This is a genomic window from Bacteroides mucinivorans, from assembly GCF_034654355.2.
In the GTDB taxonomy this organism is placed as follows: domain Bacteria; phylum Bacteroidota; class Bacteroidia; order Bacteroidales; family Bacteroidaceae; genus Bacteroides; species Bacteroides nordii.
This window is the reverse complement of record NZ_CP178179.1, coordinates 3,825,118-3,850,978: the sequence shown is the minus strand read 5'-3', so window position 1 is coordinate 3,850,978 and position 25,861 is coordinate 3,825,118. Positions and strand designations below refer to the sequence as shown.

The window sequence follows — 25,861 nt, the reverse complement described above, 5'->3', positions numbered from 1 at the left end:
GAAAAAATAAAAACTTGATAATGAAGAAAGTATTCATACTCATATTAGTCATACTTTGCACTTTTGCAGTAAACAGCAAAGCGCAGAAAATTGCTGTCAAAAGTAATCTGCTTTATGATGCTACTACTACCCTGAATCTTGGTCTGGAGGTTGGTCTGGCACGCAAGTGGACGCTCGACGTACCATTCAACTATAATCCGTGGAAATTTAATGATGGAGCCAGACTCCGGCATTGGGGAGTTCAGCCGGAAGTCCGTTACTGGTTTTGCGAAAGCTTCAGACGTACATTTATAGGAGTACATGGTCATTACGCCGATTTCAATGTAGGAGGATTTCCCGGCTGGTCGTTTATCAGTGAGAATATGCAGAACAACCGATATCAAGGACACCTGTACGGTGGTGGTATTTCCGTAGGGCATTCGTGGATCTTGAAAAAACGCTGGAGTTTAGAAGCATCTGTCGGAGTAGGATATGCGCGTATTGTGTATGAAAAATACCCTTGTGCAGAGTGTGGTACTAAGATAAAGGATACGAGTAAGAACTATTTCGGTCCTACCAAAGCGAGTCTGTCACTTATTTACGTAATAAAATAAAAAGAGAATGATGAAAAGGAATCTACAATTCATCGTATTTGTATTAGCTGTTTTATGTCAGAGTATGAATCTGGCTGTGGCTCAGGACCGCTCTTATGAGGGTGTTGTGTCAGTAAAACCGATGCAGCTGGAACAACGGGGTGATTTTCTTCATATAGATATCGACTTTATCATGAATAATGTGAAGGTTAAAATAGCCCGGGGAGTCGATTTTATTCCGCAGCTGGTTGCCCCGGAACGTACTTATGATCTTCCGAAAGTATCTATCAAAGGACGTGACGAATATATGGCTTACGAACGCCGACTGGCGGTGATGAGTGCTAAAGAGAGAAAGAGTTATGTGCGTCCTTATGTCGTGGAAAAGGGTAACAAAAGAAAAAATGATACCATTCAATATAGATACATATTGCCTTATGAAGCATGGATGGAAGATGCTAAACTGGTTTTACAGCGTGATGAGTGTGGTTGCGGTGAATCGACCTTGATGAGTGTAGAGCCACTGATTGATAAGGTTACATTAGAACGCATACTATTCCCGTATGTTGTGGCACCTTACCTGGCTTATTTACAGCCGGTAGCTGAAGAAGTGAAGCGTCGTGATATACAGGCAGAATGTTTCCTGGACTTTGAGGTGAATAAAGTAAATATTCGTCCCGAATACATGAACAATCCTAAAGAGTTGGCTAAGATTCGTACGATGATTGACGATCTGAAGGCCGATCCGAGTATCAAGGTAAACAGACTGGATATTATTGGTTATGCTTCGCCCGAAGGATCATTGGCGAATAACAAACGCTTGTCTGAAGGACGTGCTATGGCGTTGCGTGATTATCTGGCAACCCGGTATGATTTTTCCCGGAATCAGTATTACATCATCTTTGGTGGCGAAAACTGGGAGGGGCTGGTGAAGGCACTTGATACGATAGATATAGAGTATAAAGATGAGATATTGGATATTATTGAGTATACTTCTCTTGAACAGGGGAGAGAAGCAAAACTGATGAAGCTTCGCGGAGGTGTACCTTACCGTTATATGTTGAAAAATATATTCCCGAGCCTGCGTGTTGCTATTTGTAAAGTGAATTATGACATCAAGAACTTCGATGTAGACGAGGCACGGGAGGTGATAAAGAAACGTCCTCAGAACCTGAGCCTGAACGAAATGTTCCTGGTGGCTAATACTTATCCGACAGGTTCGCAAGAGTTTATTGATGTGTTTGAAACAGCTGTCAGGATGTATCCTGAAGATGAGGTTGCTAATATGAACGCCGCTGCTGCTGCTCTTTCACGCAATGACCTGGTTTCTGCAGAGCGCTATTTGGGTATGGTAAATTCTAAAAAGCATTTACCGGAATATACGAATGCTATGGGTGTATTAATGTTATTAAAAGGAGAGTATGATGATGCGGAGAAGTATTTGAAAGCCGCTGCTGAATCGGGTCTGAAAGCTGCCGGACACAATTTGGAGGAACTGGCTACGAAAAAAGCGAATGCAGCTGAGATTGAAAATAAAAACCAAAAACAAAAGAGATAAATATTTTAGTTATAAACACTTTAAGTTAATTGTAAACAATGAAAAAGAAGAATCTTTTTATGCTGGCACTTGCATCTTTGGCATTTGTGGCATGTAGTAATGAAGACATCGTGCCGGTGGTCGAAGAAGATATCGATTATGGCGTGGTAACCGATCCTAAGGGGGATGCATGGGTAGCTGTGGGGATTAAAACTCCGTCTCAGTCTCGTGGCTTGAATACTCCGGATCATCAAAACGGGACTGCTGTTGAATCGGAACTGAAGAAAGTAAGAGCTATTTTCTTTACGGCTGATGCTGATCCTGAAGTGACAGCTGATATTTTATTGACCAATGCTGAGGCAGGTGTGGATGCTACCGGACAACCTACAGGAAGTGCAGGTACTGCGTTTAAAGTACCGGGAGTTTCTAAGCGTATTTTGATTGTAGCCAATCCTTCTGCAACCTTCCAGAATGATGCTGTCAATAGTAAATGGATTACCGGTACAAAGTATTCCGTTGTTAATGCAGCTCTTACTAATACGGCAGCCAGCATCTCTTCAACCGATGGTTTTATGATGACAAATGCTAAAGGAGACCTGGAACCATCGATTACCGAAGACGGTCCTACTTTGGGTGATCCGAAAGATCTGAGTCTTTATAAAACAGATGCCGGAGCAAAGGCCAATCCGTTGACTATCAATATTGACCGTGTCGTTGCCAAAGTTCGTGTTACTATTACACAAACAAGTTCTAAGGCGGATATATCCGAAGCTAAATGGGTATTGAATACAACGAACAAGAGCTACTATCCTCTCTCTAAGAGAACTCCGACATGGTTGGAACAACAGAATGTTCCTACAGGAGGTTTCCGTGCTCCGTTTGACCAATATAAGAAAGGTTCTTATAGAATAGACCCTAATTATACGACTCATCCGGCAGGATCTTACAATGTGTATGATGAAAACCATATTGATGCAGGTGCTACAGTGATTCCGTGGCATCTGACTACAGAAAGTGAATATTGTCTTGAAAATACTCAGAATCAGGCTGGTAATACGCATGATAATACAACGCAGATATTGGTGAAAGCTAAATATATGCCTAAAGAGTATCAGAAAGCAGATGGTACAACTACTACTGATCAGGAAACCAATGGAGACTGGATGCTGATTGATGGTGGTTTCTATACCTTTACTACGTTGATGGACTGGATTGAAAAAGAACTGAAGTATAAGTATCTCAGTACTCATCCGGATCCTATTGTCATCACTACACCTTTGACCACTGCGTTTAACAAATATCTGGTAGGAATAAGTCTGGCTGCTGTGCCTCTTCCTGCTACTGCAGATGCTGCTGCTATTACAACTCTTATGCAGGATTTCAAGGATACGAAAACTGGTATATTGGGTGTGGATGACAGAGCAAAAACGGTAGATGTTCTTACTTATTATAAGGGAGGTTATAGCTTCTATAAAGCGATGATTAAGCATGACGATACCAGTTTAGCTACCAATGAATTGGGTGAGTTTGGTGTAGTTCGTAATTCTGTTTACGATATTAGTGTCACTAAATTCAATGATCCCGGATATCCTACTATTCCTCCTATAGTAACAGATAAGGATGAAGATGATGATCTCCGTATGTCTATTCTGATTGATGTTAACCCATGGACATGGTATACTCAGGAAGTAGAATTCTAATTTCAGATTAGTAGTTTTATTTAATTCTTTATTTAAGTGTTGTGGGAGATAAGTATTGCTCCCACAACCTTACTTTCAACTTCAGGAAGTTTCCGGAAACTCCTCTATAAAAAATTCCGGGATATTATAGTTTTGATAGAACGACTGTTTGGTTCTATCCCCAAAATTGGAAATTACGAGAAAAGAACCCGTTTCTTTTCCACTCTATATATGATTAAATTAGAAAAATAAAAAATATGAATCTGAAAAGCCTTATACATTACATTGCCCTGGGACTTCTTGTAGCCTGTTCCTGGATGATGACCTCATGCGATAGCTTTAACGAAGATCTGCCGGAGTGCCGTTTATTCGTTAAATTCAAGTATGATTATAATATGCTTTTTGCCGATGCATTCCATACGCAAGTAGATAAAGTGGAACTTTATGTATTTGATGAAGAAGGTAAATTCATGTTCAAGCAGGCAGAGGAAGGCGCTTCACTTGGAACCGGTTATTACCGCATGGTTGTAGAACTGCCTGTGGGAAAGTATCAGCTTATGGCATGGGCAGGAGCACGTGATTCATACGACATAACTTCACTGACGGCAGGAGTTTCTACCCTTACGGATTTGAAATTGCAACTGAAACGTGAAGAATCTCTTATTATGAGTAAGAAACTCGAGCCGTTGTGGTATGGTGAGATTATTGATGTAGAGTTCACAGGTACCCGTAACCAGACGGAGTTGATAAACCTCATAAAAGACACTAATAAAGTGAGATTCCTGTTCCAGGGCTATTCAGATGACGACTGGGCGTTGAACATGAATGATTATGATTATGAGATTATCGAGTCAAATGGTCATCTGAATTACGATAATTCTTTGCTGGTTGATGATGTTCTGAGTTTCCGTCCCTACCATATGGAACAGAATGATATTTCACTTGTAGCAGTGGAACTCAATACAATGCGGTTTATGGCAGATCGTCCCACCCGTTTTATCGTGACGGAGAAAGCTACGGGACGGAAAGTTTTCAATATCAATCTGACTAATTATTTGAAAATGTCTGCTATGGAAGGGAGTTTTCCTAATGCACAGGAATATCTGGACCGTGAAGATGAATATAAGATATCCTTTTTCTTCTCTGAATCGTGGCTGGCCGTACAGATTAATATCAATGGCTGGACGTATCGCTTTCAGGATGAAGACGATTTTTGATAAAAAGGGTATAGACTGACATATTTGAGTAGAAAGATAAAGAGAATGTATATAGCATTCTCTTAAAGGCACTTATACTTCTTCGATGTGAATCGCGGGGTATATTATATTGTTTGTTTTGTTTGTGTGTGCCCCTATTTCCTCTAAGTGTAGATGTGTAATAGGGGCTTTTTTACAAAGCAATAAGAAAAACGAATATTAATAATCAAAACCAACTGAGGAAAATAATAATGAATTCAAAACTTGAAAAAATTCTGATGCAAGAAGCATCCAATACCAACCGTATCTATCTACACTATCGCCCGCAGCACGAGCATTGGGTAGCTTATGAGCAGTCGGCACTGAATCTGCTGTCGCTTGCTCCTCTGTTGTTACCCGATGAAGAGATATTCTCCGATGCGGAAATACGTCTTCGCTATGCTGCTATTAGCTTTGAGCAAATGGATCGTTATAACTTACCAGCCTACTGTACATTGTTGGGAGACGATATAATGGAATTGGCCACAGAACTTCCTTTGGCTCACCAGCAAAATCCTTTGCTTCCCGCATGGGGAGGTGTGCCAGGCGATAGTATCTTTGTAAGTTCACTATAATTGTCTTTCTCAGAAAGGAACGCTCCTTTTCCCGGTACATAGCCTTGTTTTACATGTACATCTAAAACAGTATGAGATGCACATGTCGTACTGGCCCACATGTACATGTCGTACTGCTTTACATGTACATCTAAAACAACGTTGCATACCGAGGATTCCTATGTTCCTCTATGAGACAGGACTTTACCGATACCGGAGAAAGAAATAGACGATAGCGGTAGACGGCATTTGGTACAAACCTGAACGCGTTCCAACGAACCATCGCCTGTCGAACTTCCCTGTGCGGGAAGCACATTTTACGAGTGGGTTGGCAATATATCCTTCACATTAACGTTTTTTTATTAAGACACGAGAGATCAATACGATAATGATTGAATAAAAGATCTGTTAATTATGAAGAAACAAGAATACACACCGTCTCCTATAGATGTCAGCGATGTTCAGCTGCCGGAGGAATTGAAAAAACTATCCGAACTTTTAGCGAAGAATGTGCACGAAACCTGGTCTGAAGCCCGGATGAAGGAGGGATGGCGTTTTGGCCCGGAACGAAATGATGCCGCAAAAGAACATCCGTGTCTTATCCCTTTTGAAGAACTGCCGGATTCGGAAAAGGCTTATGACCGGATTACTGCCGAAGGAACACTTAAATTAATACTTTCACTGGGCTTTAAAATTACCAGGTAGATGGATGTTAAACGAAGAATCAGAGAAATTTTTTCCCAACAGGGAATAGATCGGATCATCTGTGGAGGTCTCTGGCCTCAGATTGGATTATTGGTATCTGTTATTGTTGTTGTCTTGTTCTTTGCCGGGCTTTGGGCTTTGTTGTTGAGGGTTAACCTGAACACCAGTGATGGATTCTGGGATAATATCTGGGCTATCTACAACAACTTTGTTGATTCGGGCAACCAGATTGTCGAAAATGAAGTCGGTAATCGTTTCTTTGCATTCTTTGTGAGTCTTTTTGGTTCCGTATTGATGGGCGGTGTTCTTATCTCTACCGTTTCAAATATTATTGAACGTCGGGTAGAGAGGGTTCGAAAAGGTGAGATGAATTATAAAGATATCAGGAATCATTATGTCGTTATAGGATATAGTGAAGTGACCTGTACGCTTATAAATAGATTATTGGAACGCACTACTGCCGGAGGAGAATGTCATACTGTTATTTTAATGACTTCACAACCCATTGATACTGTCCGGGCAAAGATCAATACCCGTCTGGATAGGTGTAAAGAGAAATTTTTGAAGCTCTACTTTGGGGAGTCGGATTCTATAGAAGATCTTTCCAGGCTAAACTTGGATGTAGTAAAGGAAGTGTATGTTTTGGGAGACCAGAATGATTTTGGGCGGGATTCAAAGAATATAACCAGCATCAAGCTCATTTGCCAATTACGTGGTGAGGGGCACGAGCTGCTTCCCGTTTATGTTCAGATAGACCGCATTCCCTCTTATTCTAATATTCAGAAGCTTTCTTTACCCAAAGAATACCTTTATTATACGAAGCAGCAAGAGAATAGGAAGAGGGATAGGCCGACGGAAGAAACAGGTGAAGCGGAAGCAGCAGGTAAGGTTGTTAGCAAACAGGTGATTGTATTCCGTCCTTTTAACTTCTATGAAAACTGGGCGCGTCGTCTGTGGAGCCTTTATGCACTTGAAGATACCGGAAGTCCGTATGCCCCTCTCGATTATGTTCCTATAACCAAAGAGAGTAAACAATATGTGCATTTGGTTATTGTTGGGTTCAATCGCATGGGGCGTGCTTTATTGCTCGAAGCCCTGCGTATTTGTCATTATCCCAATTACGATGAATCTTTGCCGGATGATCAACGTATTAAAACTAAAATAACGGTTGTTGATAAGAATATGCATTGTCTTCTGGATTATTTCCGGACTCAGTACCCCTACATCGAAAGTCAGATCAAGGATATCGATATTGATTTTCAGGACAGGGATATTTGCAATCCGGAGTTGCGGGAGCAATTGGCAAAGGCGGCATGTGATCCCAATCAGTTGCTGACCGTGGCCATTACTATTAAAGAACCGGATTTAAGTTTGTCTGTTGGATTGAACCTGCCTATCAATATGTATAAGTGTAAGGCACGGATTCTTATTCGTCAGGAGTTACTGCAGGGGCTGGGTGATTTGATTCGTTTTGACTCCGAAGTTAAATCGGTTGATGAAGAGAAAGGAGAAAAAAAGAACCGCTTTGAGTACGTACATATATTTGGCATGCTCGATAAAGGACTTAATATGGAAATGCTGAATGATACCATTCCGATGTTCATCAACGAAAACTACAATCGTAAAGGATTTATTTCAGATTTGTACCGGGCATATACCGGGAATAATGATGTGGAATACCGGGCATTGGAGGAGACGGCAAAGCAACACTGGTTTGAATTGCAGGAAGTGATGCGTTGGTCCAATCGGTATCAGGTAGATATTTATCGTACTTACCTGCGTTCGATGGGGTATGATTTAAAGAAGAGTACCTCCAAAGTATATAAAGGATTTAAATTGTCTCTGTCTGAAGAGTGCATGAAAAGATTTATGCAGACAGAGCACCTACGCTGGAATGCCGAACGTACAATTGCCGGATACAAGGCAGGTGAAGTAAGAGATTCGGTATATAAAATACATCCGCATATCCGCCCCTATTGTGAACTGTCGAAAGAGGTTCTGATGAATGATCAACGAGTGATAGATGCTTTGCCTAAACTGGTACAAATGGCAGGCTATGAGATTGTGGAGTTGCAATCGGTTTAATGTTACTGTCTCTTTTCTTAATTCGTCCTTTTAAAGAAAACAAACGCCCAACTGATTTACGGATTCCTCTCTTATCAGTTGGGCATATCACATTGGTGTGGTTAAAGTGGCAGACTGAATGCATATGAAGCTCGCAACATTCCAATAGAGAAAGTCCCTTCTCTGTTATTGATTAAATGGAAAGCCGGTTGCAGATTGAAATTTCTTTTCATACAGATCTTCCAGGTTAACTCGCAAGTAACTTCGCGTCCATATGTATATCGGGCACAATTGATAAACGTTCCCAATGCGTTCTCTTTAGAACTGAATACGATATTTGAGAGTGTTACTCCAAATCCTGTATATCGTTTGCATCCCATATTTATTGATAGGTTAGCGGAGTACTGTGCGAGGAGGTTTATCTCTTTTTGATTCTTTTTGAACAGGCATTGTTCAAGATAAAACCATCCGGAAAAGTTTATTTTCTTTTTTTCCAATGTTTGTTCTCCATTCTCATTATTATTATACAACCTATTATGTATAGTAAAACCACCAGAATACAAGCCATGATAAGTTCGGTTTTGTTGGTAAGAAAGTTCTGATATATTAAAAATACCTTCCCGAGAAGGACAGATAGAAAACACGCTGTTTCCTTTCTCAAATACTTTGTGAGCCACTCCGTTATAAAGACTGTACTGTAGCTGCCAGTGATTATTTATTTTATAATCCAGATGTATACACATTGCCGACAATGGATAATTTCCTAACGGATAATTGGCCGAAATAGTAGGGAAAATACCACAGGAACTGTTGGTAAACAGAGCTGTACAAGGTGACACGAAATAATCTTCATTGACATTGCGAATCCCGGTAAACAGTAATATATCTCTGATTTTTTGTGTATATCCTAAAATAGCTAATCCGTAAGCCATATTGGTCTCTTCTATATTAGAGAATGTCTGCCAGTTGCTGGCAATGGGCTGGGCACTGGTTTTAAATATATGGATTGAAGCATAATTAAATCTACCACTCTTTCCTATATCTATTGAAGTCTCAAATCTCAGGAGATTGACCCAGTTCGCCGAACTCTTGAAATTGTATTGTACCTCTGTCGTATATGTAGTACCAATTGTTTGAGCAGATATACAGGGAGTTATCCCTGTATATCCGGCCAATAACAGAATAATTTTTTTCATACTTTCGGGATAAGTTTTAGAGCCAACGTACAAATCGTTTAATATACCACACTTTTACAACTTGTGTCAATGCACAATAACTGAGCAGAATACCTATCAGCCAGGGAAAGTAGCTCAATGGCAGTGGCATAAGTCCTATTGAAGCACCAAACCTGGTGAAGGGTATCACGATGCCTACAGCCATGATAAAGAAAGTGAGTCCCATTACCGGCCATGTTGCCCGGCTTTGGATAAAAGGAATTTTTCTTGTTCGTATCATGTGTACAATAAGGGTTTGTGAGAGTAATCCTTCAATGAACCAGCCGGACTGAAATAGGGTCTGGTGTTCAGGGCTATTACATCCAAAGGCATACCACATAACCAGATAGGTGATAATATCAAATATGGAGCTGATAGGTCCTATACATATCATGAAACGGCTTAGATCAGAAGCATCCCATTTACGTGGCTTGCGTAGGTATTCCGGGTCCATACGGTCAAATGGGATCGTTGTCTGTGATATATCGTATAGCAAATTCTGTATCAGTAAGTGAATGGGTAACATGGGTAGAAAAGGCAGGAAAGCACTTGCTGCCAATACACTAAACATATTCCCAAAGTTAGAACTTGCTGTCATTTTGATATATTTGGTGATGTTGCCAAAAGTTTTCCGTCCTTCGAGTACCCCATCTTCCAATACCATCAGATCTTTTTCGAGCAGGATGATATCAGCACTTTCTTTTGCTATATCTACAGCTGTATCTACTGATATACCGACATCCGATTGTCTTAACGCTGCCGCATCATTAATTCCATCTCCCAGAAATCCTACTGTATTGTCTTGTTCTTGCAATAACAGGATGATTCTTGTTTTCTGTAGCGGCGTGAGCTTAGAAAACAGAGTTGTGTCCGGTAGATGCTTTTTCAGTTCATCGTCCGTCATTTTCTCAATATCCATTCCTGTCAGTGAATGAGATGTATTGATTCCTACTTGTCTTCCAATGGTTTTTACAATAGCTTCATTGTCACCCGACAGTACTTTTACTTCTACTCCATGTTCGTGCAGCTGCCTGATGGCGTTGGCTGCAGATGCTTTGGGAGGATCCAGAAAAGCCAGGTATCCGATAAGAACCATTTCCGTTTCGTCCCCGACCGCAAAGTCATGTTCTTTCTCGATAAAACTCTTTTGTGCTACTGCCAGTACCCGCATTCCTTCTTTATTCATCTGTTCGCTGATAGTGATTGCCTTTTGTCTGATTTCGTCCGTCATCCGGTGTACGGTTCCATCAAATTCGGCATATGAGCAGATGGTCAGTACTTCTTCCATGGCTCCTTTGGTTATGATCTGTCGTTTCTGCTGGTTATCTTCAATAACTACAGACATACGGCGGCGGGTGAAGTCGAAAGGTATTTCGTCTACTTTCTTGTAGGAATCTTTCAAGTGCTCCATTTGTAACTCTTTTACGTGTGACAAGATGGCTTTGTCCATCAGGTTCTTCAACCCTGTTTGGAAGTAACTGTTGAAGTAGGCATGTCTCAGAATGCGTTTTTTTTCATCACTACTACCGTCAGCATTTATATATTTCTCTAATACAATGTTGTCACAGGTGAGCGTTCCTGTTTTGTCTGTACAAAGGATATTCATTGCTCCGAAATTCTGAATGGCATTTAGGTTCTTTACAATCGTTTTTTTCTTGGACATAGTAACTGCACCCTTAGATAGGTTGGCAGAGATAATCATAGGAAGCATTTCCGGTGTTAACCCTACTGCTACCGATACGGCGAAAATGAATGCACTAAACCAGTCTCCTTTTGTCACTCCGTTTATCAGAAAAACGAAAGGAACCATGACCAGCATAAAACGAATCAGCAGGAAACTCACTTTACTGACTCCTTTATCAAAAGCGGTTTGTGCCCGTACTCCTGTAATACTTTTGGCAATAGTACCCAGATAAGTGTTTATTCCTGTCTGGAAAACAATCCCCTTAGCCGATCCGCTTATTACAGTAGATCCCATATAGCAGATGTTATCCAGTTCCACCACACTTCCTTTGCGGTATTTGTTGTCTTTTGCTTCGGGATATTTTTCTATCGGCTCCGATTCTCCCGTCAGAGAAGATTGACTGATGAAGAGATCTTTGGATGCGATGATGCGTATATCTGCCGGAACCATATCTCCGGCGGCCAGGTATACAATATCTCCTGGTACCAGTTCTGTGATATCTATTTCTTCTTCGTCCGGTATGCCGATTCGTTTCACACTACAGGAATTCTTTACCATTTTCATTAGGGCATTGGTTGCTTCTCCGGCTTTCCATTCCTGCCAGAAACGTAGTACTGCACTGCATATTACCATAGAGGATATGATAATAATTCCGGTCCATTCTTGTTCTCCCGGTTCTGCCATCCATACGTCAATGACCAGTGAGATAACGACCAAGGCCGTTAATACTCCGATAAACGGATTGATGAACGCTTTGCAGAACACGATGATCGGACGTTTTTTCTGTTCATGAATCACCTCATTCTTACCATACAGTTGTTGCCGTACTTTTACTTCATCGTCCGTCAAGCCATACTTCGTAGTCTGGAAGTATGAATATGCCAATTTTACCGGTTGGGTAGCAGCCAGAAATACCTTCTCGGCATTAAACTGCAAATTCTGATTGTTCTTTTTCTTTCTCCGGATCATAATACTTTCTCTGTTTTAAACGGTTCATATTAAAGTTTTGACGGCACAAAAGTAGAAACGACTCCGTAAAGGAGCCGTTAGAGTATTATTAGAGTGGAATTAGAAAACTATTAGAGTTTTTCTCAGATGTGTGGTAATTCTACCGTATAAGTGGTGCCTTCTCCCAACTGGGAGTTTACTTCAATCTTACCATGATGCAGTGTTATTATTTTCTGAGTCAGTGACATGCCAATACCGTGTCCGTCAGTATAACTTCGGTTTGCTCCTCTGTAAAACGGAGTGAACAGGTGGGTTTTATCTTCGTCTGATATACCTATACCATTGTCTGAAAAGCGGATAATGGAACTTGTTTGCCAGAAAGAAATCTGGATAAAAGAAGTCTGGTTCTTGGAGAACTTACAATTGTTCTCTATCAGGTTAACAAAAGCGGTCGTTAACAGATAACTGTTTCCGAGGACGGTAATCACTGAATCATCTTCAGCCTCCTGTTCAAAAATAAGTTCTACTTTATAGTTGGGATTAGCTTTCATAACCAACTCCCGTGCATCCAGCAATAATTCATCGAGGCGGCTATTTCCCATTTTTATCTGTTCGGGCAGATAGTCCGCCTTAGCCAGGTTTAATAATCCTTCTATGAGTTTCACAACACGATGAGAGTCATGTATAGCATTATTTATAGCCATTTCGTATTCTTGTGGTGTACGCTCTTTCAATAGGGCAAGCTCCAGTTCGGCTATCAGTGCTGCCATTGGTGTCCGGAGTTCGTGAGAGACATTGCTGACAAACATTTTCTGAGAACGAAAAGCCTTTTCCAGTCTGTCGAGCATTTGATTGAATGTGAGGCTTAGTTCTCCCAATTCATCTCTTTTCTTTTCAACCGGCAATCTTTTGTTGATTTGCTGGGCTGTTATACTTTCAACCTCCTTTACGATGTTAGATACGGGAGTCAACGCACTGCGTGCCAGCAGGTAACCTGCTGTTATGAGTATGCTGAGCCCCATTACCGAAAGGATAATCAGAATATCTTTTAGTGCTTTTTGATTTTCGTATCCGTAGCCGTCATAGGCAGCGGCTGTAATAATATAGGTTTGATCCTGAAAAATATACACCATCCCTATAGCCTGAAATTCACCCTGATAAAACTCTATTGACCTCTTTTTCAGAATTTGACTTATCATTTCCGGTGTTTCCTTTACGATGTCGTTTTGATAGGCGTCATGATATATCATCTCGAAAGAAGGGCTATAAACAGCTACCTCCACTTCATTGATAAACGCCGTGTTATTAATATAAATAGATTGCATCGTCCTTGCATCCACCTGATTTCTTAGAAATAGATGTGCTTTGGTTATACCCTCCTGCCTTAAATCACGAAAAAAGGTTTTACTGCGGCTATGTTCGCTGAAAAAATAAATAGCCAACATTGACAACAGAAAGATAGCTGCTGTCACGCTGGTGTATCGTAAGGTTAATTTGGTTCTGATTTTCATGTCTTATCAGTGAATATAAAGCCCATTCCTGCCTTGGTTTGAATTAACTTTATTTCAAAATTACGGTCTATCTTTTTACGTAAATAGTTGATGTACACATCTATAAAGTTGGTGCCTGTATCAAAATGAGTGTTCCATACCTTGTCTGCTATTTCTACACGGCTTAATACACGTTCTGCGTTTTCTACCATATAGACCAGTAAATTATACTCTTTAGGAGAGAGTTTTATTTCATACTCATTTCTGTATACGGTTTTACTTTTGAGATTAATCTTTAAATCGGCATAATTCAACTCTTCCGGTGCCTGCCGGACGTTTTCGGCAGAACGTTTTAGCAGTACATTGATACGTGCGTTCAGCTCTCTGAAATCGAAAGGTTTCACCATATAGTCATCTGCTCCGGCATCAAATCCTTCCAGTTTATCATCGGTAGAGCCCAGAGCAGTAAGCATGAGAATGGGGATTGACGGATTAATCTTTCTTATTTCTTTGGATAGTTCAAAGCCGTCTAGCTTGGGTAAAATTACATCCGAAATGACCAGATGAAATGTGTTTGACTTGAATATCCGTAACCCCATTATTCCATCAAATGCAACAACAACCTGATAGCCAGATTCTTCAAGTCCTCTTTTTAAGAGTTCGGCAACTCTCTGTTCGTCTTCAATAACCAATATCTGATACATAACTTCATGGATATTATTAAAGTATACAAAGTTAACTCATACTTTGCTGACTTTAATGCAACTTATTTATTATTTAACAGTTAGGGAGTAAATACTTTCTTGGGATAAAAATAAGGCTCCATGAGTATATACTCATGGAGCCTTTCTGGCTTTTATTTGTCTCTTTTATTTCACTCTTACGATGTCATAGTTCAAGTCGCTGACAGCTTCTTGCAGACTATCGTTTGATAATGTCAGAGTCGTATCATTGGCAATGACGAAGTATACGGGTTCGCTACCATCACTTGGGGTTAGTTTCAGAGCGGCTTTCTTTTTGTTTTTAACCGTTTTCTGAATCATCTGCGGCTTACCTTTTGAACTGAATGTTTTGTCTTTGCCCTGGCCTTCTGCATCCAGATAAGTCATATCCAGTGTGTAGGTAGTATCATTTGCATCGGCAAGCATATTGAGAGTCAATACGTAGCGAATACCCGGACCGTCAGCAGCAGGAAGGGTACCTTCATAAACTTCGGTTGCTTCTACTGTGGGTGACATTGCCTCAATGGCAAGACTGTCTGCTTCAGCCTCTGCGGCTTTGTTTGCTTTTGATTGGCATGATGCCAAAGCAGCTACGACGGCTGCCAACATAATTACTTTTTTCATTGTTAAGTGCTTTAAGTTAATATAAAAAGTGAGTTGCTTAATTACTCTTCTTCTTTTCGTATGACAAGCAGCTTATCAACTCGTCCGCGGTCCATATCTACTACTTCAAACAACAGATTTTTATAAGCGAAGGTATCTCCCGCCTTCGGAATACGTCCTATGAGGAACATTGCCAGTCCGCCTAAAGTGGTGAAGTCTTCCGAGTCTATATCGTCATAAGAGAGGATACCCATCTCTTCCATAAAATCACCTATATTCATCGAGGCTTCTACCAGCATAGAACCATCCTGTCTCCGCACAATCTCTTCTTCTTCCGTATCATCTTCTTCAAGAATGTCTCCAAAGATACTCTCGGTGAGGTCATGCAGGGTTATGATACCCTCTGTGCTGCCATACTCGTTAACAACAACTGCGAACTTGTTTTTGTTCTTCTTGAATAGCTCTAAAACTTTTTTAGCATACAAACTTTCGGGGATGAACAACGCCGGGCGGGCTATTTTACACAAGTCGAACTCTTGATGACTTCCTATCATCAGTATGATGTCTTTTACCGAAACAACGCCTATAATGTCATCTTTATTTTCGTTCACCAGCAGATATTTGCTGAAATGCTCATTGTCAATAATGCGCAATACTTCTTCTTTTGTTTCATTGGCAGACAATACAACAATGTCACGGCGATGTGTCATTAGTTCATTGGCCCGTTTATCCGAGAAGCGGAACACATCTTTCAACATTTCTGTTTCATCTTTATCAATCACACCCTGTTCGGAGCTTTGGTGAAGAATCATTTTAAGCTCTTCTTGTGTCATCATGCGTTCTTCGCTTTTAAGTCCGATGAGCTTGTTGAGAAGGCGGGTTGAAATACTCAGCAACCATACAAAAGGGTAGGAGATTTTGGTGAGTAAAATCATGATGGGGCTTAACATCGTTGCATATCGTTCCGGATTACTCAGAGCGATAGATTTGGGTACCAGCTCACCGACAATCAATGAAAGATAAGTGATGACGGCTACAGTAGTAATCATTGCCAGGTTTTTAGCATAAAGTTCTGCTCCCGGAATCATAGCGAAGAGTGGCGCTACGTCATCGGCGATAGCTACACCACCGAAGGCACCGGATACAATACCGATTAATGTAATACCGATCTGAATAGTAGAAAGAAACTTTTCGGGTTCTTCCAATTGTTTCAAAACTCCGCGTGCAGATTTGTTCCCTTTTCCGGCAAGAGTTTCGAGACGTGCTTTACTTGAAGATACTAAGGCGATTTCGTACATGGCGAAGACGCCATTTAAGAGAAGTAAAAGAATAATAATTATAAATTCCATATAATATATGAATGATTTCTGTTCCGAAAATTACAAGAATCTATTGAATTAGTTTAGATATGGAATGTATATTAATGAATATTTAACTTTTACGGAGGGATTCGTCTAATTAAACAAAAAGAGTAGTCTCTACGACTACTCTTTTTAAGTAGTATTTCAAATTTAGTTCATACTATGACAGCGTTTTATTGAAACGCAAATGATCGCAAATTTTCGCAGATTAAATGGCTGCGCTATACTTGAGCGATGATATTCTTTGCGTGAATCTGCGATAATCTGCGTTTCAATAATAATATCATATAATTTAGAACGATTACTTACTTTTATTTCTTTGTATATTCATCAGCTTTAGCCTTCATACGTGCCACTCGTTTCTCTGTTTCGGGATGTGAAGAGAATAACTGGCGGAATTTAGAAGACTTAGGTGCATCTTCCGAAAGTTTGAGTAACTTACTCAAAGCATTGTACATGGCATACGGATCAATGTTATTTTTGATACAGAATTCAAAGCCATAATCATCAGCCTCATTTTCTTGTTTTTGTGAGAATTGTGCTCCTGCCAATGATTCGGCAAGTGCACCCAAATCAGAATCTGTCATTTTGGCTACCGTTTCACTGGCGGCACCCGCAGCATTCTTAGCTGCCGAACGTAAATAGGCGCTTTTCATAGCATCTTTAGAGTCGGTGTGGATGACGTGCCCTATTTCATGGCCAATTACAGACATTACCTCATCGTCTGTCATCAGGTCCATCAATCCGGCACAGATACGTACACTACCGTCACCACAGGCAAATGCATTTACATCTATTACTTCATAAACACCGAAGTTTACTTTCAGTCCGTCTACCTCTTTTATATTGCCTACCAGTTTTTCCAGTCTTTTGCCATATTCACTATCCGGTGCAGTCAACGGATTGTGGGTATCCATCCATTGCATATATTCCTTGCTCATAGCAGCTACGTCGGCATCCGACAGGGTGATGGCTTTTGCAGCATCGGTTCCGGCCTGTATAACTTTGCCTACATTGATCTTCTTTCCTCCGATCTTGAACTGAGCCGAAGCATTAAAACTTACTCCACAGATCAGTACAGCCATTAATACAAATCTCTTTTTCATATAATTTTCTGGTTTTTAATTAATAATATAGTTGATTTTCGTGTTAATATTCAAATGTAATGCCAAGTGTAGGCATCAGTGTACCGCTTTTTTGTTCGATATATTTCATTTTGTAACGTTGTTCGGGTATGGGTGCTGACGGGTTTTCAATGACTCCGGTACTCATATATATATTCGGTTGTTTGAAAGTACTCTTTGTCACATTTTGCAAATCGATGTAGAATCCCAACATACAGCGTTTAAGGTAGAATGTTTTATCTACCCGTACATCTATCTGTCCGAAAGCCGGTAAACGTCCCGTATTATATTTACTGTAATCATAGTAGGGTCTGCCTTGTGCATTCCATGCAGTGACTAAAGAAGATTTATCCGTATCATAAGGTGTATAAGGGGCACCTCCGATGCAGCTTACTTTCATTCCGAAGCTCCAATGGTGTGGGAAGTTGTATGTTCCGCTCAGATTGAAGATGTAACGGTTGTCCCATGCTGAGGCGATGTATTCGTTTTCTTTATTGTTTCGGTATTCGCTCTTGAAGAGTGTGAAAGAGGAGGCTAAATTTAACTTTTTGGCAATGAGCCATCTCAATAATACTTCTACACCATATGAGCGACCCTGTGCGGTTGAAGTCAGTTCTTCGTTGCCTATCACTCCATAATCATTGCCTTTACAAGCAAGTGGGATTCCGTCTGATACAGAGTAGGGGATACGGTCATATTCCTTATAGAATCCTTCGGCGGATAGTTCAAAATTACTACTTGTTTGCCAGCTTAGCCCTAAGCTACCCTGGCTGACGCTCATATAGCGAAGCCGTTTATTTATCAATTCTCCGCTGTTACCTTTGAAGCCAAGGCCGGTGTAAGGAGGCAACTGGTAGTATAATCCGGCACTACCACTGGCATATAACCCGTCTATAAGACGGTAGGAGAGAGACAAGCGGGGAGAAAGCTGCTCCGAAAGTTTGTTCATTCGTGACGAATAATTGTTGGCATCCGTACGTACGCCTAACGATGCGGTAAATCGTTCATCGGGTGATGCATAACTCATTGTTCCGAATATTCCCCAACGTACAAGCCCCAGTGCCGTATGATAGTCGAATGTTTCTCCTTTCTGAATATAGACACGCTGAAAACTGGTATTAGTATACTGGCTGTAGTCCAGATTCAGGCCCAAATTCACTTTCCATGCTCCAAAAGCAGAGCTATTCTCTAATCTTAATTTTGTCTCCTGCTCTACAGAACGGAGCCGGAGGGTAAGATTCTCTTCAGTGGATTCGTCATTGTGTAGATATTTGGTATTACGGTTGTTCAAATAGCTGTGACTGATAACCACTGACTGTACGTGTGCTCCTGCATAGTGGCGATAGACGGCTCCTAACGTGAATGTTTCCTGTTGTATTTTGGGGAGATAGCTTAATATGTATTCTGCTTTCTCGCCTTCCAGACTGGTGTTGAGTTTCATGTTATCAATACCGGCAAGCCCCAGCACTGTCAACTCATTGCGTTCATCAAAGCGGGTTTTCAGTTTAAATTGTGCATCCGTAAAAGTTGGGAGGAGAGGCAATCCTAACATATCGAATAAGAATTGCAGATAGGACTGACGGACGGAAACCAGGTAAGAAGTCTTATTGCCCAGATGTCCGTTGGAGGCAAGCGATACTTCTGAAGCACCGAGGGTAGCTTTCAGAGAGTTCCGTTCCATATCTCCGTCGCGGAGTTTGAAATCGAGTACCGAACTGAGTGAATTACCCCGGTCGGCAGGAAAAGCCCCCGTATAGAAATTTACTTCCCTGATAAAATCGGCATTGATAATGCCTACAGGACCACCCGAGGCACCTTGTGTACTGAAATGATTGATGTTTGGTATTTCAACTCCATCCAGATAGAAACGGTTTTCGGAGGGCGAACCACCCCGTACGATGAGATCGTTACGGTATCCGGCAGGTGAAAAGGCTACACCGGGATACGACTGCACTACACGCGAGATGTCACGATTGGCTCCCGGACTTTTCTCTATCTCCTGCAATCCGATAATACGTAGTCCTACCGGACTTTCCAGGTCGCGCCGGAAGGGAGAGGCGGTAATAGTGACGCCCTCCAGCTCGGTCGGGTTTTCTTCTATCTCTATATCAATGTTGAGGTTTCTTGTAGAAAGGATATATTCGGAAGTTAGTGTGGTCTTATATCCTACGGCAGATGCTTGCAAACGATAGATACCGGGAGGGACCTCTTCGATGATGAAATGCCCGATGGAATCTGTAACGCTTCCCATACCTGTTCCTGTAATTAATACATTGATAAATTCCAACGGTTTACGACTGGTTTTATCAATGACCGTTCCCTTAATTTGGTGAACTGGTTGTGCTGTTATTGTAGCAAGAAGGCAGAAACAGAACAAGATAAATAGGAATCGTTTTTTCATTAGCTCGGGTTTGTTTTTTCTGATTGAAATGCAAAATTATATAAAAAATAGTTTGCTTCTTGTTTTTATCTGGTATTTTTGTTTCCTCTTAACTATTAAAGTCGGGTATAATTATGAAGACAGTCCGGTTAATTACATGCAATGATGCCATGCAAGCACATATCTTGCAGGGAGCTTTAGAGAACGAAGGAATAGATTCGTTGTTGCATAATGAGAACTTTTCGTCGTTGTTGAAGAGCTATGTAAGCAACATCTCCGGTGTTGATATATTTGTCAATGAAGAAGATTATGATCATGCTCTTCAGGTATTGCGTGACAATCAGAGTCTTCCAGAAGAATTGAAATATTGCCCGTTTTGCGGTTCGGCGGATATTGCATTTAAGTTACGAAAGGATGGATATGTGAAAGCGGCTTGTGCCGTTGTTTTCTCTTTGCTGGCCGCCACTCCTCCCGGAGATAATCATTGGACGTATGAATGCAGGCAGTGTAAAGCCTTTTTTGAGAGACCTGTTTCGGCTGCGTATAAACAAGATGAGGAATCATAACTTCAATTTAAATACAGAAATTTTAATACGATGAAAAGAAAAAGTTTATGGTTTGCCTGTTTGCTGTTACTGGCACTTCCGTTTTATGCAGCTCAGGTAGACACGGTGATGGTGCAAAGTCCTTCTATGAATAAGGGGGTACAGGTAGTGGTAGTTACTCCCGATGTTGCTTTGGGGAAGAAAGCTGTAGCGTGTCCGGTGGTTTATCTGCTTCATGGTTTTGGTGGCAATGCCAAGACATGGATTAATACGAAACCGGAGCTTCCGCAGATTGCCGATGAAAAAGGGATCATTTTCGTTTGCCCAGATGGTAAGAACAGTTGGTATTGGGACAGTCCGAAGAATAAAGATGTCCGTTATGAAACATTTATCTCCTCAGAGCTGGTCAGGTACATAGACGGGCATTACAAGACAGTAGCCGCACCTCGTGGACGGGCCATTACCGGACTTAGTATGGGTGGACATGGTGCGCTTTGGAATGCAATCCGCCATACCGATGTATTTGGTGCTGCCGGAAGTACCAGTGGTGGGGTAGACATCCGTCCCTTTCCGAAGAATTGGATGATGCCCGAACAATTGGGCGAAATGGAAACGAATAAAGAGGTGTGGGATCAACATACGGTTATTAATCAGGTTGATAAACTACAGAAGGATGATTTGGCAATGATAATAGATTGTGGAGAAGCCGATTTCTTTTTAGATGTGAATAAGAATTTGCACAAGCGTCTGTTGGAGTTGAAGATTGATCATGACTTTATCACTCGTCCGGGAGGACACAACGGGCAATACTGGAATAATTCTATTGATTATCAGATTCTCTTCTTTAGTAAATTCTTTAAGAAACAACTGCCGGCAGGGAAGAAATAATCACTGAAAAGCTTGACTTTTACATTTTAAAGCAGTATCTTTATAGATGTAATCATAAAGTAGATTCAGATAAACTGGATGTAAAGGAGGAAGCGAGGGCTTTCTCCTTTCTTTTTTTATATACGCCTCTCAAACGGTGTGAGTAGGCTGTTGACAAGATTTTCCCCGATATTTATGTAATTTTTCCGGTATGTTACGGTTCATGACATACTATGTTATGATGCATATCATAGTATGTTGCGATGCATTTCATATTATGTTGTGACGTAACAGGTATTTTGTTGAGAAATAGCTACTTTTTAGTTAAGAATCAATAAATCTGCTCTTGACAAGAATTCTAATAAGACGTATATGCGTATTGAACGTAGCGGCTCCAACTACGACCGGATGATACGCTTGTTCTTCCTGTACAGTCAATAATGTATCCATTCTTATCTGCACTATAGCTGTACGTTGTGATTTCGTCACTACCCTCTATGTCTAAACGTCCCGGAAGTATAGGAAGAGGTACTCCGAGAATATTGGCATATAAAGCTTCTGTGTGAAGAGATAGCGGATAACGTTCTGCTAAAAACAACCAGGGAAGCTGGCTCATCGTATTGGAGATACCGGGATAAGCACTATTAGTACTGGCGATAAATGTATTCTGATAATTGTTGGTACTTTCTGAGATGCTGATTGTTCCCTCCTGTAGGAATGTAATTGTGATCTCAGAATATGGTTTTCCATTAATATTTTCTTTAATTCCGGTGAGAACACCGTTTTCCGAGGTAGAATAACTAAATGTATAGGTACGGATATTTCCCCCGGGTTCGTTGCGGGTACAGCTCGTAGCGCGTCCTTCATCATCCATAATGTAAGTTGATTCGTTTCCTACTTCATCTGTAATGATTACTTTTCCTGCTTCATAACTAAGTTGTGTAGCTACAGTGTGTGTGTATTTTGCTTCCAACCACAAGTCTGTATAGGTTTGTGTGGTAGTGTGTTTCTGCAAGAGTTCGTTGCTAAAGGCAAATTCTTGTTTCGTGGTTACTTTTTCTGAACCACTGCCAGTGGTTTCCGTTACAGTGAGAAGTTTTGTTCTGTTTTCAGTCTCTTCTTCGTCTTTATTGCAGGCAGCTACTAAAGATAGGAGAAACAATATAGACAAGTAGAGTCGTGTTTGTTTCATGGATTATTGGGTTCTGATTTTATTTTAGTTTTATTCCTCCTTTTACCCTGTAGCCTTGTGAGTGATATACATGTTTAAGCGTACGGGTTTCGGGCTTTTCTTCCGTTGTTCCTTCGTCCGGTTTTGGTTTCTCTTCTTCTTTGGGTGGATATGTGCCGTCAATAATGCCAAGGGCCATACTGAATAATGTCTCTTCTTTATCTCCTAAAGGCAAAAAAGTGACCAGATTCGTTAGGGAAGTTTCATCCACAGTATACTTAGCAGGGAAACTACCTCCACCATGCGATTCTCCGGCAATATTATAAACATCACATACTACCGGATTCAATGACCAACCATGCTTCGGATTAATAAAACTTTCTGTTGCTACTCCCGTGGAAGGTAAGGCTGCACCGAGGATCTCCCAATTGGCAACCGGATACAAACAGTCGTAGAATGTTCCTGCAACTCCGGTAGTAGTGCTACTGGTCAGTATATATCCTCCTTCAATGTTCATATTTACGCCACTACCTATTAAATCCGGGTCGAAAAGCAGGCTAAAGTCTTTGTAGGACTGTTTGTTGTTATGCTTTAGTTCGGCAAAAATATGACCTACCGCCTCCTTGGGGGCCAGTAAAGAAGCTAATAACTGGGCACATTCCAATGAGCCTCCGGTATTATAGCGCAGGTCGAGCACTACTTTGGTTACCCCTGCACTGGCAAATACGTGAGATATCTCACGAAGTTTATTATTGTATTTATCTTTCTCAGTAGCAGTGCCTGCTGTGAAGTGGTTGTAGACTATATAGCCTACTGTTACCCCTGTGGCACTGGTTATTATTCTGTAGACAGGAATCGGGTCGTCTTCTACCATTCGTTCGGCTCCCATGTTTATGGTTCTGGTTTCTACCACTATTCCTTTATCCTTTTTAGTTTCGCTGTCTTTTTGTAATTCATACTTGCCCAAAGTGAGTTTCAAAGCATTACCCGATTGCAGGAGCAAGGTTTCATTCTTTTTGGTGATGTGTTTATCGTCTACTTTTATAATCCATTCACCACGTTGCAGTTTGGCATCTGCAGCCGGAGAACCGGGCAAAACATTTGTAACTAATGCATTGTAGAGTGTGTCTACATTTGAATTCTTTATTAGTGTATAGTCAAATCCATAATTGGGTAACTCCACTTTGTTCAATGTATCTATGTAGGAATAATTCTTATCGAGAGTGGTATAAATTAATTCCTTTAAGAATTGCGCGGGGGCAAGGAAGTATTTGTTGGGAGTCACTGTTGGTATTTCTTCGTACCAAAGATACTCTTGGCGCATCACGCTGTCTATCCAGGTATCCAGTTCTGTTTCGGCTGCATATTCCGGCCAGCGGTCTACTCCGCATGAAAACAGGGCAGAAGTCATCACGATGAACAGGGTAGGGGTGAACAGTATGTTTCTTATCTTCATATCTTTATCATCTTTAGAAGCTGCAAATGTAGGAAATACTTCGCTTATCTACCACATTTGTGGTATAAAAATGCCTTTAATGTGTGATAGCCTGTAAATGTTTTCGTACCTATCTTTGCACGTATGAAGAATATAGCAGCTTTATTATCCGGTGGTGTAGACAGTTCGGTGGTTGTACACCTTCTTTGTGAGCAGGGTTACAAGCCGACTCTTTTTTATATAAAGATAGGTATGGACGGGGCAGAATATATGGATTGTTCTGCCGAGGAGGATATTGAACTTGCCACTGTCACTGCCCGTAAGTATGGTTTGCCTTTGGTTATAGTCGACCTGCATCGAGAGTATTGGGATAATGTGGCAGCCTATGCCATTGATAAAATAAAGAAAGGACAGACCCCCAATCCGGATGTGATGTGTAATAAACTGATTAAGTTTGGTTGCTTTGAGCAGCGCGTAGGCAAAGATTTTGATTTTACCGCTACCGGGCATTACGCTACAACCTTGCAAAGGGATGGTAAAACCTGGCTGGGTACAGCCAAAGATCCGGTAAAAGACCAGACCGATTTTCTTGCACAAATAGATTACCTGCAAGTGTCTAAGTTGATGTTTCCCATTGGGCATCTGATGAAAAATGAAGTTCGGGAGATAGCTCTGAAAGCCGGGCTTCCCAGTGCCCGTCGGAAAGATAGCCAGGGTATTTGCTTTTTGGGAAAGATAAATTACAATGATTTTGTGCGTCGCTTTCTCGGAGAGAAGGAGGGAGCTGTTATAGAATTGGAAACAGGTAAAAAGATTGGTACTCACCGAGGGTATTGGTTTCATACCATTGGGCAACGCAAGGGACTGGGCTTGAGTGGAGGTCCCTGGTTTGTGATAAAGAAAGATATACAGGATAACATTGTTTATGTGTCTCATGGCTATGGAGTGGAGACACAATTTGGTAATGAGTTTTCTTTAGGTGATTTTCATTATATAACCGATAATCCATGGCGGGAGAGTAAAGCCGAAGGAGTGGATATTACTTTCAAAATACGCCATACTCCGGAGTTTATTAAAGGAAAGCTTTTCAGGGAAGAGGGGCGTTATCGTATCCTTTCTTCCGAAAAGCTGCAAGGCATTGCTCCCGGACAATTTGGGGTGGTGTATGATGATGTGGCTGAAGTATGTATCGGGAGTGGTGAAATTATTTAATTAATGGAAAATTGAAAGTTGAAAGTTAGCTGCGCCACTAGCACGCTGCATAGTAACTTTCAATTTTCAACTTTCAATTTTCCATTAATTAAATATAGTATTCTGCCAAATCCACAATTCCTGCCCGCATTGCATATTTGGTTGCTTCATGTACATTGTTTACGCCAAGTTTCCGGAATATATTCTTACGGTGACTATTGATGGTATGAAAACTCAGGTTCTTTTCGGTTGCAATCTCTTTGGTCGTTTTACCTGACGCTATTTCTTTAAGGATGTTTTTTTCTGTAATTGTCAGCAGATGATCTTCCTGCGTGTGAGTACCGGAAGAGGTCTGCTGGCTATTACCCGAAAGTAACAGATTGCTGACATGATTGCAGATGAAACGTTCTTTGCGCGAAGCACATTGCAGGGCAGTGAGTATTTCTTCTTTAGAATTATCCTTCATCACGACACCGAATGCCATGCTACTAAACAGTATCTGACGAAGGAAACCGATACTTAATTCATCAGAGAACAATAACCAATCTACCTCTTTGAAACGTTCGCGGAGTACAATCAATTCATCTGCCCCGGCAAAATCAAATAAGGTATAATCTAAAATTACTACGGCCTGTGGATGCAGACGTAATTCTCTGATTAATTCTGCTTTATTATCTGCTGTCAGTAGCAGAGATACATCTTTCTGCTTGCTGAGCAGAAACATCATTCCTGCTTTGGTAATGTCTTGATTATCTGCAATGATATACTCTCTCATACTTCATT

The 25,861-nt window shown here is 41.0% G+C and carries 21 protein-coding genes; 10 read left to right on the top strand and 11 right to left on the bottom strand.

Going from position 1 to position 25,861, the window contains the following annotated elements; genetic code table 11:
- The first annotated feature begins 20 nt into the window (after positions 1-20).
- The 7 genes from VCM39_RS14845 (at position 21) to VCM39_RS14815 (ending at position 8,364) form a co-directional block, all read left to right on the top strand.
- Entirely contained in the window at positions 21-593 is a 573-nt protein-coding gene (locus VCM39_RS14845) for a DUF3575 domain-containing protein (protein WP_221650823.1), read from the top strand.
- Positions 594-600: 7 nt separating this feature from the next.
- A complete protein-coding gene (locus VCM39_RS14840) occupies positions 601-2,127 on the top strand; it encodes a DUF3868 domain-containing protein (RefSeq protein WP_322932963.1) in 1,527 nt (508 codons plus the stop codon).
- A 38-nt stretch (positions 2,128-2,165) separates the two neighbouring features.
- Positions 2,166-3,806 carry an Mfa1 family fimbria major subunit gene (locus tag VCM39_RS14835; RefSeq protein WP_322932964.1) on the top strand — a complete coding sequence of 547 codons (1,641 nt, stop codon included), beginning with the start codon at positions 2,166-2,168 and terminating at the stop codon, positions 3,804-3,806.
- A 236-nt stretch (positions 3,807-4,042) separates the two neighbouring features.
- A complete protein-coding gene (locus VCM39_RS14830; protein WP_221650820.1) occupies positions 4,043-5,002 on the top strand; it encodes a FimB/Mfa2 family fimbrial subunit in 960 nt (319 codons plus the stop codon).
- A 230-nt stretch (positions 5,003-5,232) separates the two neighbouring features.
- Positions 5,233-5,595 (top strand): hypothetical protein, encoded by a 363-nt coding sequence (locus VCM39_RS14825; protein ID WP_221650819.1) that lies wholly within the window; start codon positions 5,233-5,235, stop codon positions 5,593-5,595.
- Positions 5,596-5,988: 393 nt separating this feature from the next.
- Positions 5,989-6,279 (top strand): RyR domain-containing protein, encoded by a 291-nt coding sequence (locus tag VCM39_RS14820; RefSeq protein ID WP_221648899.1) that lies wholly within the window; start codon positions 5,989-5,991, stop codon positions 6,277-6,279.
- Positions 6,280-8,364 carry a hypothetical protein gene (locus VCM39_RS14815; protein ID WP_321028853.1) on the top strand — a complete coding sequence of 695 codons (2,085 nt, stop codon included), beginning with the start codon at positions 6,280-6,282 and terminating at the stop codon, positions 8,362-8,364.
- Between the two features lie 101 nt (positions 8,365-8,465).
- On the opposite strand, the gene VCM39_RS14810 is transcribed toward VCM39_RS14815, so the two are convergent.
- The 8 genes from VCM39_RS14810 to VCM39_RS14775 form a co-directional block, all read right to left on the bottom strand.
- On the bottom strand, positions 8,466-9,539 hold the full coding sequence (locus VCM39_RS14810) for a carbohydrate porin (RefSeq protein WP_322932965.1): 1,074 nt from the start codon (positions 9,537-9,539) through the stop codon (positions 8,466-8,468).
- Positions 9,540-9,555: 16 nt separating this feature from the next.
- Positions 9,556-12,210, bottom strand: a complete 2,655-nt coding sequence (mgtA, locus tag VCM39_RS14805; RefSeq protein ID WP_322932966.1) for a magnesium-translocating P-type ATPase — start codon at positions 12,208-12,210, stop codon at positions 9,556-9,558.
- Positions 12,211-12,332: 122 nt separating this feature from the next.
- On the bottom strand, positions 12,333-13,700 hold the full coding sequence (locus VCM39_RS14800; protein WP_322932967.1) for an ATP-binding protein: 1,368 nt from the start codon (positions 13,698-13,700) through the stop codon (positions 12,333-12,335).
- On the bottom strand, positions 13,697-14,383 hold the full coding sequence (locus VCM39_RS14795; protein WP_221648894.1) for a response regulator transcription factor: 687 nt from the start codon (positions 14,381-14,383) through the stop codon (positions 13,697-13,699). The genes VCM39_RS14800 and VCM39_RS14795 overlap by 4 nt, the downstream gene beginning before the upstream one ends.
- A 165-nt stretch (positions 14,384-14,548) precedes the next feature.
- Entirely contained in the window at positions 14,549-15,025 is a 477-nt protein-coding gene (locus VCM39_RS14790; RefSeq protein ID WP_007484795.1) for a copper resistance protein NlpE N-terminal domain-containing protein, read from the bottom strand.
- 41 nt (positions 15,026-15,066) lie between these two features.
- Entirely contained in the window at positions 15,067-16,353 is a 1,287-nt protein-coding gene (locus tag VCM39_RS14785; RefSeq protein WP_321028858.1) for a hemolysin family protein, read from the bottom strand.
- A 323-nt stretch (positions 16,354-16,676) separates the two neighbouring features.
- Positions 16,677-17,471 carry a M48 family metallopeptidase gene (locus tag VCM39_RS14780; protein WP_221648892.1) on the bottom strand — a complete coding sequence of 265 codons (795 nt, stop codon included), beginning with the start codon at positions 17,469-17,471 and terminating at the stop codon, positions 16,677-16,679.
- Between the two features lie 43 nt (positions 17,472-17,514).
- Positions 17,515-19,890: a TonB-dependent receptor gene (locus tag VCM39_RS14775; RefSeq protein ID WP_322932968.1), complete on the bottom strand. Its 2,376-nt coding sequence runs from the start codon at positions 19,888-19,890 to the stop codon at positions 17,515-17,517.
- 113 nt (positions 19,891-20,003) lie between these two features.
- Between VCM39_RS14775 and VCM39_RS14770 the strand changes: the two genes are divergently transcribed.
- Positions 20,004-20,435 (top strand): DUF2007 domain-containing protein, encoded by a 432-nt coding sequence (locus tag VCM39_RS14770; protein WP_221648890.1) that lies wholly within the window; start codon positions 20,004-20,006, stop codon positions 20,433-20,435.
- A 30-nt stretch (positions 20,436-20,465) separates the two neighbouring features.
- On the top strand, positions 20,466-21,302 hold the full coding sequence (locus VCM39_RS14765; RefSeq protein WP_221648889.1) for an alpha/beta hydrolase: 837 nt from the start codon (positions 20,466-20,468) through the stop codon (positions 21,300-21,302).
- 337 nt (positions 21,303-21,639) lie between these two features.
- Here VCM39_RS14765 and VCM39_RS14760 read toward each other — a convergent pair whose 3' ends face one another.
- Together VCM39_RS14760 and VCM39_RS14755 are read right to left on the bottom strand one after the other, a co-directional pair.
- Positions 21,640-22,473 (bottom strand): DUF4595 domain-containing protein, encoded by an 834-nt coding sequence (locus VCM39_RS14760; protein WP_322932969.1) that lies wholly within the window; start codon positions 22,471-22,473, stop codon positions 21,640-21,642.
- A 19-nt stretch (positions 22,474-22,492) separates the two neighbouring features.
- On the bottom strand, positions 22,493-23,908 hold the full coding sequence (locus VCM39_RS14755) for a S41 family peptidase (RefSeq protein WP_322932970.1): 1,416 nt from the start codon (positions 23,906-23,908) through the stop codon (positions 22,493-22,495).
- A gap of 123 nt (positions 23,909-24,031) precedes the next feature.
- On the opposite strand from VCM39_RS14755, the gene mnmA reads away from it, so the two are divergent.
- Positions 24,032-25,099 (top strand): tRNA 2-thiouridine(34) synthase MnmA, encoded by a 1,068-nt coding sequence (gene mnmA / locus VCM39_RS14750; protein WP_221648886.1) that lies wholly within the window; start codon positions 24,032-24,034, stop codon positions 25,097-25,099.
- 88 nt (positions 25,100-25,187) lie between these two features.
- Here mnmA and VCM39_RS14745 read toward each other — a convergent pair whose 3' ends face one another.
- Complete coding sequence (locus tag VCM39_RS14745) at positions 25,188-25,853, bottom strand: LuxR C-terminal-related transcriptional regulator (protein WP_221648885.1); 666 nt, start codon at positions 25,851-25,853, stop codon at positions 25,188-25,190.
- Positions 25,854-25,861: the final 8 nt, after the last annotated feature.

What these genes read in the sequence shown, in the direction of transcription:
- VCM39_RS14845 (WP_221650823.1), top strand. Translation starts at nt 21, where the DNA reads ATGAAGAAAGTATTCATACTCATATTAGTCATACTTTGCACTTTTGCA.
- VCM39_RS14840 (WP_322932963.1), top strand. Translation starts at nt 601, where the DNA reads ATGATGAAAAGGAATCTACAATTCATCGTATTTGTATTAGCTGTTTTA.
- VCM39_RS14835 (WP_322932964.1), top strand. Translation starts at nt 2,166, where the DNA reads ATGAAAAAGAAGAATCTTTTTATGCTGGCACTTGCATCTTTGGCATTT.
- VCM39_RS14830 (WP_221650820.1), top strand. Translation starts at nt 4,043, where the DNA reads ATGAATCTGAAAAGCCTTATACATTACATTGCCCTGGGACTTCTTGTA.
- VCM39_RS14825 (WP_221650819.1), top strand. Translation starts at nt 5,233, where the DNA reads ATGAATTCAAAACTTGAAAAAATTCTGATGCAAGAAGCATCCAATACC.
- VCM39_RS14820 (WP_221648899.1), top strand. Translation starts at nt 5,989, where the DNA reads ATGAAGAAACAAGAATACACACCGTCTCCTATAGATGTCAGCGATGTT.
- VCM39_RS14815 (WP_321028853.1), top strand. Translation starts at nt 6,280, where the DNA reads ATGGATGTTAAACGAAGAATCAGAGAAATTTTTTCCCAACAGGGAATA.
- VCM39_RS14810 (WP_322932965.1), bottom strand. Translation starts at nt 9,539, where the DNA reads ATGAAAAAAATTATTCTGTTATTGGCCGGATATACAGGGATAACTCCC.
- mgtA (WP_322932966.1), bottom strand. Translation starts at nt 12,210, where the DNA reads ATGATCCGGAGAAAGAAAAAGAACAATCAGAATTTGCAGTTTAATGCC.
- VCM39_RS14800 (WP_322932967.1), bottom strand. Translation starts at nt 13,700, where the DNA reads ATGAAAATCAGAACCAAATTAACCTTACGATACACCAGCGTGACAGCA.
- VCM39_RS14795 (WP_221648894.1), bottom strand. Translation starts at nt 14,383, where the DNA reads ATGTATCAGATATTGGTTATTGAAGACGAACAGAGAGTTGCCGAACTC.
- VCM39_RS14790 (WP_007484795.1), bottom strand. Translation starts at nt 15,025, where the DNA reads ATGAAAAAAGTAATTATGTTGGCAGCCGTCGTAGCTGCTTTGGCATCA.
- VCM39_RS14785 (WP_321028858.1), bottom strand. Translation starts at nt 16,353, where the DNA reads ATGGAATTTATAATTATTATTCTTTTACTTCTCTTAAATGGCGTCTTC.
- VCM39_RS14780 (WP_221648892.1), bottom strand. Translation starts at nt 17,471, where the DNA reads ATGAAAAAGAGATTTGTATTAATGGCTGTACTGATCTGTGGAGTAAGT.
- VCM39_RS14775 (WP_322932968.1), bottom strand. Translation starts at nt 19,890, where the DNA reads ATGAAAAAACGATTCCTATTTATCTTGTTCTGTTTCTGCCTTCTTGCT.
- VCM39_RS14770 (WP_221648890.1), top strand. Translation starts at nt 20,004, where the DNA reads ATGAAGACAGTCCGGTTAATTACATGCAATGATGCCATGCAAGCACAT.
- VCM39_RS14765 (WP_221648889.1), top strand. Translation starts at nt 20,466, where the DNA reads ATGAAAAGAAAAAGTTTATGGTTTGCCTGTTTGCTGTTACTGGCACTT.
- VCM39_RS14760 (WP_322932969.1), bottom strand. Translation starts at nt 22,473, where the DNA reads ATGAAACAAACACGACTCTACTTGTCTATATTGTTTCTCCTATCTTTA.
- VCM39_RS14755 (WP_322932970.1), bottom strand. Translation starts at nt 23,908, where the DNA reads ATGAAGATAAGAAACATACTGTTCACCCCTACCCTGTTCATCGTGATG.
- mnmA (WP_221648886.1), top strand. Translation starts at nt 24,032, where the DNA reads ATGAAGAATATAGCAGCTTTATTATCCGGTGGTGTAGACAGTTCGGTG.
- VCM39_RS14745 (WP_221648885.1), bottom strand. Translation starts at nt 25,853, where the DNA reads ATGAGAGAGTATATCATTGCAGATAATCAAGACATTACCAAAGCAGGA.